The sequence below is a fragment of the Streptomyces sp. NPDC045287 genome (assembly GCF_056432325.1).
Window position 1 is genome coordinate 69,370 of the sequence record NZ_JBWKJG010000001.1, and the last position, 14,081, is coordinate 83,450.

The window sequence follows — 14,081 nt, forward strand, 5'->3', positions numbered from 1 at the left end:
CGCTCCCGCCGGGGCGTGTCACGCGGCGCCGGAGCGGGTCACCCGCCGCCGGGCCGGGTCACGCGGCACCGGAGCGGGTCACACGACCGCCTCCGGCGCGGGGAGCTGCCCGCTGCGCGCCACCCGCGCGTACCAGTGGGCGCTCGCCTTCGGGGTGCGCACCTGCGTCTCGTAGTCGACGTGGACGGCGCCGAACCGCTTCTCGTACCCGTACGCCCACTCGAAGTTGTCCAGCAGCGACCACAGGAAGTACCCGCGCACGTCCGCGCCGCTCTCCACCGCCTGGTGCACCGCCTCCAGGTGGCTGTGGACGTACGCGATGCGCTCCGGGTCGTGGACCGCGCCGTCCGGCCCGACCGCGTCCTCGTACGCCGCGCCGTTCTCCGTGATGTACAGCGGAAGCTCCGGGTACTCCCGCGTCAGCCGCATCAGCAGGTCGTACAGGCCCGACGGGTCCACCGACCAGCCCATCGCGGTGAGCGCGCCCGGCGGCTGGTGGAACGCCACCTCGTCCGCGGCCGGCCACGGCGAGAAGGAGCCGCCGCCGTGCCCGCCGTCCGCCATCCCCGGCTGGGCGCCGCCGGCCACCGACACGACCGTCGGCGTGTAGTAGTTGACGCCCAGGAAGTCCAGCGGCTGGTGCGCCGTCGCCGTGTCGCCGGGCCGGACGAACGACCAGTCCGTCAGCCGCGCGGTGTCGGCCGCCAGGTCCTCCGGGTACGCCCCGTCGAGCATCGGGCCGAGCCAGACGCGGTTGCCGACCGCGTCGATCCGCCGTGCCGCGTCCACGTCGCCCGGCGCCTCCGTCAGCGGTCTGACCTGGTGCAGGTTGAGCGACACGCCGATCTCGGCGCGCGGCGGCAGGGCCGCGCGCAGCGCCTGCACGGCCAGGCCGTGGCCGAGGTTCAGGTGGTGGGCGGCGCGCAGCGCGGCGACCGGGTCGGTGCGCCCCGGCGCGTGCACCCCGGAGGCGTACCCGAGGAACGCGCTGCACCAGGGCTCGTTGAGCGTGGTCCACCGCTCGACGCGGTCGCCCAGCGCGTCCGCGACGAGCGCCGCGTACTCCCCGAACCGCTCCGCGGTGGCGCGCTCCGGCCAACCGCCCGCGTCCTCCAGCTCCTGCGGCAGGTCCCAGTGGTACAGGGTCAGCGCGGGCTGGATGCCCGCCGCGAGCAGCTCGTCGACGAGGGACCGGTAGAAGTCGAGGCCCTTCTGCACGGCCGGGCCGCGCCCGGTCGGCTGCACCCGCGACCAGGACACCGAGAAGCGGTACGCGGTCAGGCCCAGCTCCTTCATCAGCCCGACGTCGTCGCGGAACCGGTGGTAGTGGTCGACGGCCACGTCACCGGTGTGGCCGCCGAACACCTTGCCCGGCGTGTGGGAGAAGGTGTCCCAGATGGAGGGCGTGCGGCCGTCCTCGGCCGCGGCACCCTCGATCTGGTACGCGGCGGTGGCGGCCCCCCACAGGAAGCCGGGTGGGAACTGGCGGGTGGCGGTGAGCGGCCGGACTTCGGACGCAGTCATAGAGAGCGCTCCCAACGAGGAGAGGAATGGATGACGGGGGGGATGGGGGGAATGGGGGGACGGGGGGAGGGGCGGCGCGGGCGGCGCCCGGGCGCGTCAGCTCTTGACCGCGCCCGAGGTGATGCCGCCCACGATGTGCTTGCCGAGCAGGGCGAAGACCACCAGCAGCGGAACCGTGGAGATCAGCGCGCCGGTCAGCACGATGGCCTGGTTGATGGTGTGGTTGCCGGAGCCCAGGCCGGCGAGTGCCACCTGGAGCGTCGGGTTGCCGTCCGGGGTCAGGGCGATGAACGGCCAGAAGAAGTCGTTCCACGCCTGGACGAAGATCAGCATGCCGAGCACGGCCATCGCGGGCCGCGCCACCGGGAACACCACGTGCCAGATGATCCGCAGGCTGTGGGCGCCGTCCATGCGGGCCGCCTCGACCAGCTCGATCGGCAGCGCCTCCAGCAGGTACTGCCGCATGAAGAACACGCCGAACGCGGCGACCAGCGACGGCAGCACCACCGACTGCAGTTGGTCCACCCACCCCAGGTCGGTGATGATCTGGTACAGCGGGATGACGCTGAGCTGCGGGGGGATCGTCATCGTCGCCACGACCAGGGCGAGCAGGACGTTGCGGCCCCGGAAGGGCAGCTTGGCGAAGGCGAACCCGGCGAGCGTGGAGAACACGACCGTGGACGCCGCCACGAGCCCCGCCACGATCGTCGTGTTGATCAGTGCCTCGCCCATGTCGACCTGGTTCCAGGCGAAGGTGAGGTTCTCGAACAGCCGCGGCCCGGGCAGCAGCGGCGCCGGCGCCTCGACGACCCGCTCGCCCGTGTGGGACGCGGCGACGAGGTTCCAGTACAGCGGGAAGAGGGAGACCAGGGCGGCCAGCCCGAGCAGGACGTACGTGATGGGGCCGGCGTGGTGCTGCCGCCCGGCCGCTTGCTTGAGCTTCATGGTTCAGGCCCCCTGCTTCTTGCGGTTGACGCGGCCGGCGAGCAGCCGGAGGCCGCCGATGAGCAGCAGGAGCAGCAGCATCACCCAGGCGATGGCCGAAGCCTGCCCCAGCGCGCCGGTCATCCAGCCCTTCTCGTACATCAGCAGGCTCAGCGTCTGGAACTGGTTGCCGCTGCCGCCGCTGATGCCCAGGCTGCCGCCGAACAGCATCGGCTCACCGAACAACTGGGTCGCGCCGATGGTCGAGACGACGATGGTGAAGAGGATCGTGGGGCGGATGGACGGGATGGTGACGCTGATGAACTGCCGCCAGCGCGACGCCCCGTCGAGCGAGGCCGCCTCGTACAGGTCCTGCGGGACGGCCTGCATCGCGGCGAGGTAGATCAGCGCGTTGTACCCGGTCCACCGCCACGTCACGATCACCGAGATGGCGATCTGGGCGGGCCACTTGGAGGACTCCCAGCTGACCGGCTCGAAGCCGACCCAGCCGAGGATCGTGTTGATCAGCCCGTAGTCGCTGTTGAACAACTGGGCGAAGACGAGGGTCGCGGCGGCGATGGAGGTGGCGTACGGGGCGAGGACGGCGACGCGGAAGAAGCCACGGCCGCGCAGTTTGTAGTTCAGCAGGTGCGCCAGGCCCAGCGCCATGAGGAGCTGCGGGACGGTCGAGAGGACGCCGATGGTGAAGGTGTTGGCGAGCGCGTTCCAGAAGAAGTCGCTGTCCCACAGGGCGGTGTAGTTGTCGAAGCCCCGCCACTCGGGTTCGCCGCCCAGCTCCACCCGGTGCAGGGAGAGCCAGCCCGTGTAGATCAGCGGGAACAGCCCGAACGCCGCGAAGCAGAGGAAGAACGGCGAGACGAACGCGTACGGGGTCGCCTTGAGGTCCCAGCGGTAGAGCTTGCTGCGCCAGCCGGTGCGGGCCGGGGGCGGTGTGGGTTTCCGGGGTGCGGAGGGCGGCGGCGTGGCGGGCGGCGATGTGCCGTCGGCCGCCGCCTGGACGGAGGTGGCCACGAGGGGCGTCCTTCCAGGTCGGTGCGTACGTCGGGGAGGCTGCCGGACGGTCCCGGCGCCCGGGGCGCCGCCCGCCCGCGCACGCGTCCGGCCGCGAGCCGTGCGGGCGCGGGCGCGCGTGCGGGGTGGCGGGCGGTGCGGACGGCGCGGGCGGTACGGGCGGTGCGGGGCCGTGCGGGTTGCCGGGGCCGCGGGGCGTGCGGGCCGCCCGCGCGCCCCGCGGCCCCGCGCGGAACGCGCGGTCGCCGGGCGCGCCGGACGGACCCGTCCCCGCCGAGGCGGGGCGGACGCTCCCGTCGGGCCGGGTGGTTCCGTTCCTGCCGGGCCGGGCGGATCCGTCGCCGTCGGGCCGGGAGGCCCGTCCCCCACCGGGCGGGGTGGACGCTCCCGTCAGGCCGGGCGGGCCCGTCCTCGGGGACACGTGCCGCCCGGCCCCGCACGCGGCCGGCCGCGCGGCGGGGGAGCGCCGGGCGGCCGGACCGGACCGCCTACTGGGCGATCTTGTCGTCGATCAGCTTCTTCACGTTGTTCCACGCCTGTTCGGGCGAGGTGCCGCGCTGTTCGATGTCGAGGATGCCGTTGTCGGTGATGAAGGTCTTCACCTGGCCGTCGTGGCGGCTGACCGGCGCCGGGGTGATCCCGGCCGCGGCCGACGAGTAGATCTTGCCGACGGGGGTGTCGCCGAAGTACTCGATCTTGGCGTTCTGGACGGTCGGCGAGGCCAGGGTCTCCTTGGTGGAGGGGATGTTGCCGTTGACGCCGAAGACCTTGGCGTGCTGCTCGGGGGCGGTCAGCCAGGCGGCCAGCTTGGCGGCCTCCTCGGCGTGCTTGCCGGCCTTCGGGACGGCGAGGAAGGAACCGCCCCAGTTGCCGGCGACGGGCGGGGCGGCGATGTCCCACTTGCCCTTGTTGGCGGGGCCGGCCTGGTCCTTGATGATGCCGGTCATCCAGGACGGGCAGGCGACGGTGGCGAACTTGGAGTTCTTGAACCCGGCGTTCCAGGTGCCCTTCTCGTCGAACTGGCGCAGCTTGGCGGTGATCCCGCTGCCGGCGGCCTCGACGGCGAGGTTCCAGGCGGTCTTGACGCCGGGGCTGTTCTCCCAGTCCAGCTCGCCCTTGTCGTTGGCGTACTGCTGGGGCTGGCTGGACAGCACGGCGTTGAACAGGCCGCTGGCGGAGTCGTGGAAGGCGGTCCCGGCGGGCGCGTTGCGCTGGTAGTTCTTGCCGGTGGCGACGAACTTCGCCCAGTCGCCCGCCCACAGCTCGGCGACCTGGTCGCGGTTGGTGGGCAGCTTGGCCTTGGCGAAGAGGTCCTTGTTGTAACAGATGGCCATGGGGCCGATGTCGGTGCCGAGGGCGATGACCTTGCCGTCGGCGGTGGTGGCCTGCTTGATCTTCCAGTCCAGGAACGCGGACGTGTCGGCGCCGCCGGTCTTCGACAGGTCGACCCACTTGTTGCCCATGGTGGGGCCGATCGCCTCGGCGATGTAACCGACCTCGATGGCCTGGATGTCGGCGAGGCCGCTGTTGCGGGAGAGGCGCAGCTTCAGGGTGTCCCAGTACTTCTGGCCGTCGGCGACGTTCGACTCGACGATCTTGATGTTGGGGTTCAGCTTCTCGTACTCGGCGTAGAGCTTGGCGCCGTTCTCGTTGTCGTAGCCGAAGGACCCGAAGGTGCCGATCCGCAGGGTGATCTTCCCGTCGTCGCCCGCGGCCGTGCCGGAGCCGTCGCCCCCGCTGTCGCTGCACCCGGCGATCAGGGCCGCGCAGGCCATGAGGGCGGTCGCCGCGAGTGCGGGGCGACGTCTGCGGGCCAGGTCACGGGTACTGCTGGAAGTGCGCATTCTCCACTCTCCTCGTCCAGGGTGGTGCTGGTTGTGCGCCGGGTGGGGCTGGGGGCCGGGACCGGGACCGGGGTCCTGTGCGGTCCTCCGCCGGCCCCTCGTGTGGTCGTGATCGTGCGGATCGGATCGATGTGCTGCGGCTCACGTGCCGATGGGGACACGTGTCCGTGGGAGCGCTCCCACGTCGTATGCCCGGAAGGTTGCTGCCTGGCGGGTACGGGTGTCAAGAGATGAACGCGAATTGTTGCGGGAGGGGTGGGCGGGCGTCCGCGCTGCGAGGACCGCCTTCAGTTCCTCAAGGCGCCCGCTGGAGGTGGACGCCACGATCCGCTAGCGTGGGAGCGCTCCCACTACCCAGGGTCAATTTCCGGGTCTCCCGCTTGGGGTCGAGGAGGGGGGCAGGCTCTACTTTGACTGCATCAGAAGCTTCGCGGCCCGGCGGGCGCGCGGCTTCCCGGTTTCCCGCCCGTCGGCGGGCCGGCGGGCTGAGGACTGGACGGGAGACGTGACGCGATGGCGGTGAACGGACGGCAGGGGAGCAGGCCCACCCTGGAGGAGGTCGCGGCCCGGGCCGGCGTCGGCCGGGGCACGGTGTCGCGCGTGATCAACGGTTCGCCGCGGGTCAGCGACCGCGCGAAGGCCGCCGTCTCCCGCGCCATCGCGGAGCTGGGGTACGTGCCGAACCGCGCCGCCCGCGCCCTGGCGGGCGCCCGCACGGACGCGGTGGCGCTGGTGATCCCGGAGACGGAGGCGCGGCTGTTCGCGGAGCCGTACTTCCTCGACATCATCCGCGGCGTGAGCGCCGAACTGGCCGACGCGGACAAGCAGCTCCTGCTCACGCTGATCCGGTCCCGCAAGGAGCGCCAGCGCTTCGAGCAGTACCTGGCGGCGCAGCGCGTCGACGGGGTGCTGCTCGTGTCGGTGCACGCGGACGACCCGCTGCCGGACCTGGTGCGGGAGCTGGACATCCCCGCGGTCCTCAACGGCCGCCGCTCGGAGGCGGAGCCGGTGGCGTACGTCGACTCCGACAACGTGGGCGCGGGCCGCTCGGCGGTGGCGCGCCTGGCGGAGGGCGGACGCCGCCGCATCGCCACGATCACGGGCCCGCTCGACATGTACGTGGCCCGCTGCCGCCTCGACGGCTACCGCCAGGGCCTGGCGACGGCGGGCCTGGCCGCCGACGAACGGCTGGTCGCCGCAGCCGACTTCACCGAGGAGGGCGGCCGGCGGGCGATGCGCGAGCTGTTGGAGCGGTGCCCGGAACTGGACGCGGTGTTCGCGGCGTCGGACGTGATGGCGGCGGGCGCCCGGGTGGCCCTGCGCGAGGCGGGCCGCCGGGTCCCCGACGACGTGGCGCTGATCGGCGTGGACGACTCGGCGGTGGCCCGTCACATGGACCCGCCGCTGACGAGCGTCCGCCAGCCGATCGAGGAGATGGGCCGCGTGATGGCCCGCGTCCTGCTCCAGGAGATCACCGGCACGACGGCGGAACCGCGCCAGTTGGTCCTCCCCACGGAACTGGTCGTCCGCGAATCGGCCTGACCCCGACCCGGCCCGGGCGGCGCGCCGGAGAACCCCTGGGGCGGGGCCCGGTGGGGTGGTGAGGGTCCGGGCACGGCTGACGTGCTGCGACTCGTGGAGATCACCCCCGACAACGTCCTGGAGGCGTGCGCGCTGCGGGTGCGGCCCGAGCAGGAGGGGTTCGTCGCGCCCGTCGCGCGGTCGCCGGCCGAGGCGTACGCCTCGCCGGACGTGGCCCGGCCGCGGCTCGTGTACGACGGCGACCGGCTCGTCGCGTTCGTGAGGGGCTTCTTCGGCGTCCGCTTCGACCCCGACGACCCCCGCGACCGCCCCCGCAGCGGCCCGTGGCGGCCGGCCGTCTCCGCCGGCCACCAGGGCCGGGGGTACGGGCGGTTCGCCGTCGGGGCCGTCTGCGAGGAGGTCCGCCGCCGCGGGGGGAGCCGGGTCACCGTGAGCTGGAAGCCGGGCGGGCACGGCCCCGAGAGGTTCTCCACCGGGCGCGGCTTCCGTCCGACCGGTGGGGTGAGCGGCGACCAGGTCGTCGCCGAACTCGACCTCGACCCCGTCCCCGCCTCCGCCCCCGCGGTCTAGGCGGGACGCGCGTACGGGCGGGTCATGATCTCCATGTTGTGCCCGTCGGGGTCCTCGAAGTAGGCGCCCCGGCCGCCGAAGAGGCGGTTGATCCGCCCGGGCTCGGTGTGGTGGGGGTCGGCGTAGTACGTGACCCCGGCCGCCCGGAGCCGGTCGATCATGAGGTCGAACTCCTCGTCGGGGACGAGGAACGCGTAGTGCTGGGACGCGACCGGCGTGCCGCCCGCGTCGTGGAAGTCCAGCGTCACGCCGTTGCCGGTGTCCACGGGGACGAACGGCCCGAACGGCGCCCCGACCTCCAGCCCGAGGATCCCGGCGAGGAATTCGGCGGAGGCCAGCTTGTCGGAGGCGTGCACGACGGTGTGGTTGAGATCGGCGGTCATGGTGACCCTCTCGTGAGTGCGCGGAGGAGGAAGGAGCGGGGAGGCACGCGCACGACGGCGCGCGGCACCCCGGGCGGGCCCCTGGCCCGCCCCGCCCTCACGAGGAGGCCGGGGACTTCTCTCGTTCGTGGCCCATGGCCGACCCGGCAGTCACGTCCCCGACCCTAGCCCCGCGCCCCGCCCCCCACAACGCGGTTCCGGCCGTTCCGGCGTCCGAAGCCGCCTCCCGCGTCCGCCCCGGAGGGCGCCTTCGCCGACCCGCGCCCGCGGTGACCGCGCCGCGGACGTGCGGAGCCCCCGCACCCGGGGGTGAACCAACACCGGGTGCGGGGGCTCGTTCAGGAGCCGGCTCTGGCCGTCAGAGCGCCGGGTAGGCGTTCTTCAGCAGCTCCTGGAACTGGGCCGAGAACCAGTGGCCCGAGACGGGGGCGTCCGGGAGGGCGCCCGACATGTTGTTGTTGTTCCGCGGGTTGCCCGTGTACGTCGGGTCGCACATCCGGTCGAAGCCCTTGCCCTCGTCGTTCGGGATGGCCTTGCTCGACCCGTCGGACTCACCCGGGGGCTTCATCCACACGTACGCGTCGATGCCCGGCTCCGGGTTGGCCTTCGGCCGCTCGCCGAGGCCCGCGCCGGCCTGGTTGCACCAGTTGCCGAGGTGGATGCGGCGGTCGTAGCGTCCGCCGTCGACGTACGTGTCGACGTTGGTCTTCGCGCCCGGGCCGGCGGGCCGGGCCGCGCCGCCCCAGCCGTTGCGGGACGTGTCGATCAGCATGCCGAGGTTCGAGTCGAAGCCGATGCGGATCAGCTCGGCCCGCATGGCCTGCGCGTACGACAGCTCGTCGGTGTAGCGGTTCCAGTCGATCCACTTCGAGGTGCGCACCGACTGGCCGTTGACCGTGTCGTTGATCGTGAAGTTGTTCTCCTTCAGGGCGCTGTAGTTCGCCGTGTTCACGATGAAGCCGTGGACGTTGGCGACCGTCGAACCCTCGGCCGTCGCCGCCTGCTTGAAGATCTGGGCGGAGGCGCCGAAGTTGTCGTCCCAGCCGAGCCAGCCGTGGTGTCCGGCGTCGACGTAGTTGTAGACGTTCTTGATCGCGCCGAGCTTGGCCAGGGCGTAGCCGACACCCTTGACGTAGTTGCCGTTCGCCTTCATGACGTCACAGTTCGGCGTGGCGGTCGGGCGCGGGGAGACGTTCGTGACCAGGTTCGGCAGGCTGTCGATCTCGACCGTCGTGACGATCCGCAGGCCCGCGTACTTCGGGTCGGCGAGGATCTTCGCGATCGGGTCGATGTACTCGGTCTTGTACCGGTCGATCTCCGTCGGGCCCAGCTCGCCGTTGGAGGCGAGGGCGGCGCAGTCACGGCCCGGCAGGTTGTAGATGACGAGCTGGATGGCGAGCTCGCCGCTGCCCTTCTGGCGCAGCGCCTCGTCGAGGTGGTCGCGCAGGCCCATGCCGCCGTTGACGCCGTTGATCGCGGCGATCCGGTCCAGCCAGACACCGGTCGGCTGGTTGGAGACCTTCGTACCGCCCGGCTCGGCGGCGGCCTTCCTCGACCACTCCGGGTTGACGTACCCCTTGGCGCCCGCGTACGGGTTGTCGACGCGGCTGCCGACCGGCGGCGGGTCGGTGGGGGTGGGCGGCGGGTCGGTCGGTCCCGGGACGCCGTTGCAGACCACGCCGTTCAGCTTGAACACGGTCGGCACCGCGTTCGTCCCGCTGTACGAGCCGTTGAAGCCGAACGAGGCCGTGGCGCCGGTCGCCAGGGCGCCGTTCCACGAGACGTTCTTCGCGGTGACGGCCGCGCCGGACTGGGTGATGCCGGCGTTCCAGTGCTGCGTCACCTGCTGGTTGCCGCCGAACGACCACTCCAGCGTCCAGGCGCTGACGGGGTCGCCGGTGTTGGTGACGGTGACGTTCGCGCCGAAGCCGTTGCTCCACTGGTTGGTCACGGTGTAGTCGACCTTGCAGCCCGGGGCGGCTGCCCCGGCGGGGGAGGACAGTGCGGTCGCGGTGGCGCCGGCCGTGACGAGCAGGGTGGAGGCGGCCAGCAGAGCGGTTCTGCGGCGGGGAGGTGATTGGGTGGTGCTGGTGCGGCTCATGGGGGTGGGGTTTCCTCTCTGAATTCCTCTGTGTTCTCCGGGGTGTCGCTCGGTTCCCCGGTGGTGCTCCGGGTGGGCGCGGGTGCGCCCGGGGCCCGGTGTCCCAGTGGTGCGGGACGCGGCCGGCGTCGGTCGGTCCGCCGGTTCGCGGGTGGAGGCGCGGACCGGTGTCGAAGGCATGGGGTGCCGTCGTCACCGCTGGTCGGCGCGGGGGTTGACGTGGTGGACGTGCCGGGCGGCGGCGGGATCGGCCACCGGGCCGGTGGGGCCGTGGGCCGGCACGCGGCCCTGGACTACGGGGACTCGCCGGCGGAGCGGTTCGCACCGAGCAGCCGGCGGGTCGCGCCGTTCTGGTCGAAGGGTTCGTCACCCCTCATGGACGGCACGGGCGGTTCGCCACCCGTCGCCGGCGGGCGGGACGGGTCCGCCGCGCCTCCCGGCTCCGCGCCGCGCACCGTGCCGTTCGGCGTGAACGCCGTCGGTGCGGGGCGGGAACCGGAGTACGAGGCGATGGACCCGGCCGTGACGCCGGCACCCGTGCCGAGCACCGCGTGCCCGCTCCCGTCCGCCGCGGTCACCGGGACCCCGCACGGGGACCACCGGACTTCCCGGCCCCGTGCGGCCCACCGGCCGCCCGGGAACACGGACCCGGAGCTCCGGCCGTACGGCGCGGAGCCGTTGCCGGTGATCGTGACGGAACCCCGGAAACCGCCGGCCCACCGGCCGACGGCGGAGTGCTCCACCGTACGGATCGGAGTGCGGAACGAAGTGGCGGTCGGGGCGGCGGACGCGGGGTCCGCCGGTGCGAGGACCGTACCCGCCGGGGCGAGCGCGGCTCCCGCGGAGAGTGAAACAGCACGCGGGGGGTGTCGCATGAGCGACTCCTTGCAGCTTAGGTGCGTACCTGACAACGCACCGACTGGATGGAACCGCTCCCACTGGTGCCGCTGACCGTAGCGCTCCTCCGCCGTCAAGCAACAGAGGGAGGGAAAAGTTTTTCTTTCGAACTTCTTCGAGACTTCAAGGACCTTGACCGCGCACCGGGGCCTCCTCATAGTGGGAGCGCTCCCACTGGTTCAAGGCTTGTCACCCCCACCCTCCTGCCCCCACTGAGCCGCTAGGAGAGACACCGCATGTCGCCAGGACCACGTACGGGTCAACGCAGACGGCTGACCACCGTCCTGGCCGCGGTCCTCGCCCTTCCCCTGGGCATGACCGCGGCCAACGGCGCACCCGCCGAGGCGGCCGCCGCAGCCGTGCAGTGCAGCGTCGACTACAAGACCAACGACTGGGGCTCGGGCTACACCGCCGAGCTCACCCTCACCAACCGGGGTACCGAGGCCCTCAACGGCTGGACCCTCCGCTACGACCAGACCGGCAACCAGCGGTTGTCCAACGGCTGGAACGGCACCTGGTCCCAGTCCGGCAAGACCGTCACGGTCACCAACGTCGACTGGAACCGGACCGTCGCCGCCGGCCAGGCCGTCACGACCGGCGCCCAGTTCACCTACAGCGGCAGCAACGCGGCGCCCACCAGCTTCACCGTCAACGGCACCGTCTGCGCGGGCGCCCACCAGCCGCCCATCGCCGTGCTGACCAGCCCCGCGCCGGGCGCCACCTTCACCGCGGGCGACCCGGTCCCGCTGGCCGCCACCGCGGCGGCCGCCGACGGGGCCACCATCAGCAAGGTCGAGTTCTACGACGACACGACCCTGCTCGGCACGGACACGACCTCGCCGTACACCTTCACCGCCCAGGGCCTCGCCGCCGGCACCCACTCGCTCTACGCGAAGGCGTACGACAGCCAGGGCGCCGCCGCCGAGTCCGCGCCCGTCGGCATCACCGTCGCCGCCGGGCCGGCCCTCGTCGCGTCCCCCACCCAACTCGGGGTGCGCCAGGGCGAGTCCGCCACCTTCGACGTGAAGCTCTCCACCCGGCCGTCCGCGAACGTCACGGTCACCGTCGCCCGCGCCTCGGGCAACACCGGCCTCACCGCGGCCCCCGGCACGCTGACCTTCACCCCGACCAACTGGAGCACCGCCCAGAAGGTGACCGTCACCGCCGCCGCGTCCGGCACCGGTTCGGCCGTGTTCGCCGTGACGGCCCCCGGCCACACGAAGGCCGAGGTCACCGCCACCCAGCTCGACGGCGACTCCACGTACGACGCCCGCTTCCTGGCCATGCACGCCAAGATCACCGACCCGGCGAACGGCTACTTCTCGCCGGAGGGCATCCCGTACCACTCGGTCGAGACGCTGATCGTCGAGGCGCCCGACCACGGCCACGAGACGACGTCCGAGGCGTACAGCTACCTGATCTGGCTGCAGGCCATGTACGGCAAGGTCACCGGCGACTGGACCAAGTTCAACAGCGCGTGGGACACCATGGAGAAGTACATGATCCCCACCCACGCCGACCAGCCGACCAACGACAAGTACAACGCTTCCAAGCCGGCCACGTACGCCCCCGAGCACGACCTGCCGTCGCAGTACCCGTCGCGCCTCGACGCCGGCATCCCCTCGGGAGTCGACCCGATCGCCGGTGAGCTGAAGACGGCCTACGGCACCTCCGACGTGTACGGCATGCACTGGCTCCAGGACGTCGACAACGTCTACGGCTTCGGCAACGAGCCCGGCAAGTGCTCCGCCGGCCCGTCCGCCACCGGCCCGTCGTACATCAACACCTTCCAGCGCGGCCCGCAGGAGTCGGTCTGGGAGACCGTCACCCACCCGACCTGCGACAACTTCACCTACGGCGGACGCAACGGCTACCTGGACCTGTTCACCGGCGACGCGTCCTACGCCAAGCAGTGGAAGTACACCAACGCCCCCGACGCCGACGCCCGCGCGGTCCAGGCCGCCTACTGGGCCGACATCTGGGCCAAGCAGCAGGGCAAGGGCTCCGCGGTCGGCGGCGTCGTCGCCAAGGCCGCCAAGATGGGCGACTACCTGCGGTACTCGCTCTTCGACAAGTACTTCAAGAAGGCCGGCAACTGCGTCGGCCCGACGAGCTGCCCCGCCGGCACCGGCAAGGACAGCGCCCACTACCTGATGTCCTGGTACTACGCCTGGGGCGGTGCCACCGACACCTCCGCCGGCTGGGCCTGGCGCATCGGTTCCAGCCACTCCCACAGCGGCTACCAGAACCCGCTCGCCGCGTACGCGCTCAGCGAGTACGCCCCGCTGAAGCCCAAGTCGGCCACGGGCGCCCAGGACTGGGCGACCAGCCTGGACCGGCAGGTCGAGTTCTACCGCTGGCTCCAGTCCAACGAGGGCGCCATCGCGGGCGGCGCCACCAACAGCTGGCAGGGACGCTACGCCACCCCGCCGGCCGGCACGCCCACCTTCTACGGCCTCTTCTACGACGAGAAGCCCGTCTACCACGACCCGCCGTCCAACCAGTGGTTCGGCTTCCAGGCGTGGTCCATGGAGCGCGTCGCCGAGTACTACCACCAGAGCGGTGACGCCCTCGCCAAGAGCGTCCTCGACAAGTGGGTCGACTGGGCCCTGTCGGAGACCACCATCAACCCCGACGGAACGTTCCGCTTCCCGTCCACCCTCCAGTGGTCCGGCAAGCCCGACACGTGGAACGCCTCCTCGCCCGGCGCCAACGCCGGCCTCCACGTCACCGTCGCGGACTACACCAACGACGTCGGCGTCGCCGCCGCGTACGCCAAGACCCTGACGTACTACGCCGCCAAGTCCGGCGACGCGGACGCCAAGCGGGTCGCCAAGGCGCTCCTCGACGGCATGTGGCAGCACCACCAGGACCCGCTGGGCATCGCCGTCCCGGAGACCCGCGCCGACTACAACCGGTTCGACGACCCGGTCTACGTCCCCAGCGGCTGGACCGGCACCATGCCCAACGGCGACCGGATCGACTCCACGTCCACCTTCGCCTCGATCCGCTCCTTCTACCAGGACGACCCCGCCTGGTCGAAGGTCGAGGCCTACCTGAAGGGCGGCGCCGCGCCGGTCTTCACGTACCACCGCTTCTGGGCGCAGGCGGACATCGCCCTCGCCATGGGCTCGTACGCGGAGCTTCTCGAATAGCCCCGCGCTGACTCCGCGTACGTCACAGCCGGGTGGGCCGCGCTGCCCGTGGTCCGCCCGGCTTCCGCACGTCCCCGTACGTGCCGGCGCGCCGCCGTACGCGCCGGCA

General features: G+C 72.2%; 10 protein-coding genes. 3 read left to right on the plus strand and 7 right to left on the minus strand.

Going from position 1 to position 14,081, the window contains the following annotated elements; genetic code table 11:
* Positions 1 to 78: 78 nt before the first annotated feature.
* The 4 genes from AC07D6_RS00355 to AC07D6_RS00370 all read right to left on the minus strand — a co-directional run bounded on the left by AC07D6_RS00355 (position 79) and on the right by AC07D6_RS00370 (position 5,324).
* Positions 79 to 1,524: a GH1 family beta-glucosidase gene (locus AC07D6_RS00355; protein WP_315876208.1), complete on the minus strand. Its 1,446-nt coding sequence runs from the start codon at positions 1,522 to 1,524 to the stop codon at positions 79 to 81.
* A gap of 96 nt (positions 1,525 to 1,620) precedes the next feature.
* Positions 1,621 to 2,469, minus strand: coding sequence for a carbohydrate ABC transporter permease (locus tag AC07D6_RS00360; RefSeq protein ID WP_479040824.1), 849 nt, complete (start codon positions 2,467 to 2,469; stop codon positions 1,621 to 1,623).
* A 3-nt stretch (positions 2,470 to 2,472) separates the two neighbouring features.
* The gene (locus tag AC07D6_RS00365; RefSeq protein ID WP_315876206.1) at positions 2,473 to 3,480 is read right to left on the minus strand and encodes a carbohydrate ABC transporter permease; all 1,008 of its coding nucleotides are present in this window, start codon (positions 3,478 to 3,480) and stop codon (positions 2,473 to 2,475) included.
* Between the two features lie 488 nt (positions 3,481 to 3,968).
* Positions 3,969 to 5,324 carry an ABC transporter substrate-binding protein gene (locus AC07D6_RS00370; RefSeq protein WP_315876205.1) on the minus strand — a complete coding sequence of 452 codons (1,356 nt, stop codon included), beginning with the start codon at positions 5,322 to 5,324 and terminating at the stop codon, positions 3,969 to 3,971.
* Between the two features lie 513 nt (positions 5,325 to 5,837).
* On the opposite strand from AC07D6_RS00370, the gene AC07D6_RS00375 reads away from it, so the two are divergent.
* The gene (locus tag AC07D6_RS00375) at positions 5,838 to 6,866 is read left to right on the plus strand and encodes a LacI family DNA-binding transcriptional regulator (protein ID WP_315876204.1); all 1,029 of its coding nucleotides are present in this window, start codon (positions 5,838 to 5,840) and stop codon (positions 6,864 to 6,866) included.
* An 84-nt stretch (positions 6,867 to 6,950) separates the two neighbouring features.
* Positions 6,951 to 7,436, plus strand: coding sequence for a GNAT family N-acetyltransferase (locus AC07D6_RS00380; RefSeq protein WP_479041528.1), 486 nt, complete (start codon positions 6,951 to 6,953; stop codon positions 7,434 to 7,436).
* Here the strand turns inward: AC07D6_RS00380 and AC07D6_RS00385 are convergent.
* From AC07D6_RS00385 to AC07D6_RS00395, 3 genes are all read right to left on the minus strand, one after another.
* Positions 7,433 to 7,819: a VOC family protein gene (locus AC07D6_RS00385; RefSeq protein ID WP_479040827.1), complete on the minus strand. Its 387-nt coding sequence runs from the start codon at positions 7,817 to 7,819 to the stop codon at positions 7,433 to 7,435. The genes AC07D6_RS00380 and AC07D6_RS00385 overlap by 4 nt on opposite strands.
* Before the next feature lie 358 nt (positions 7,820 to 8,177).
* Complete coding sequence (locus tag AC07D6_RS00390) at positions 8,178 to 9,920, minus strand: glycoside hydrolase family 6 protein (RefSeq protein WP_479040829.1); 1,743 nt, start codon at positions 9,918 to 9,920, stop codon at positions 8,178 to 8,180.
* A 293-nt stretch (positions 9,921 to 10,213) separates the two neighbouring features.
* Positions 10,214 to 10,975, minus strand: coding sequence for a cellulose binding domain-containing protein (locus AC07D6_RS00395; protein WP_479040831.1), 762 nt, complete (start codon positions 10,973 to 10,975; stop codon positions 10,214 to 10,216).
* 78 nt (positions 10,976 to 11,053) lie between these two features.
* Between AC07D6_RS00395 and AC07D6_RS00400 the strand changes: the two genes are divergently transcribed.
* Positions 11,054 to 13,972: a glycoside hydrolase family 48 protein gene (locus tag AC07D6_RS00400; RefSeq protein WP_479040833.1), complete on the plus strand. Its 2,919-nt coding sequence runs from the start codon at positions 11,054 to 11,056 to the stop codon at positions 13,970 to 13,972.
* Positions 13,973 to 14,081: the final 109 nt, after the last annotated feature.

Excerpts from the sequence above, each read along its gene's own strand:
- AC07D6_RS00355 (WP_315876208.1), bottom strand. The coding sequence starts at position 1,524 with ATGACTGCGTCCGAAGTCCGGCCGCTCACCGCCACCCGCCAGTTCCCA.
- AC07D6_RS00360 (WP_479040824.1), bottom strand. The coding sequence starts at position 2,469 with ATGAAGCTCAAGCAAGCGGCCGGGCGGCAGCACCACGCCGGCCCCATC.
- AC07D6_RS00370 (WP_315876205.1), bottom strand. The coding sequence starts at position 5,324 with ATGCGCACTTCCAGCAGTACCCGTGACCTGGCCCGCAGACGTCGCCCC.
- AC07D6_RS00375 (WP_315876204.1), top strand. The coding sequence starts at position 5,838 with ATGGCGGTGAACGGACGGCAGGGGAGCAGGCCCACCCTGGAGGAGGTC.
- AC07D6_RS00385 (WP_479040827.1), bottom strand. The coding sequence starts at position 7,819 with ATGACCGCCGATCTCAACCACACCGTCGTGCACGCCTCCGACAAGCTG.
- AC07D6_RS00390 (WP_479040829.1), bottom strand. The coding sequence starts at position 9,920 with ATGAGCCGCACCAGCACCACCCAATCACCTCCCCGCCGCAGAACCGCT.
- AC07D6_RS00395 (WP_479040831.1), bottom strand. The coding sequence starts at position 10,975 with ATGAGGAGGCCCCGGTGCGCGGTCAAGGTCCTTGAAGTCTCGAAGAAG.
- AC07D6_RS00400 (WP_479040833.1), top strand. The coding sequence starts at position 11,054 with ATGTCGCCAGGACCACGTACGGGTCAACGCAGACGGCTGACCACCGTC.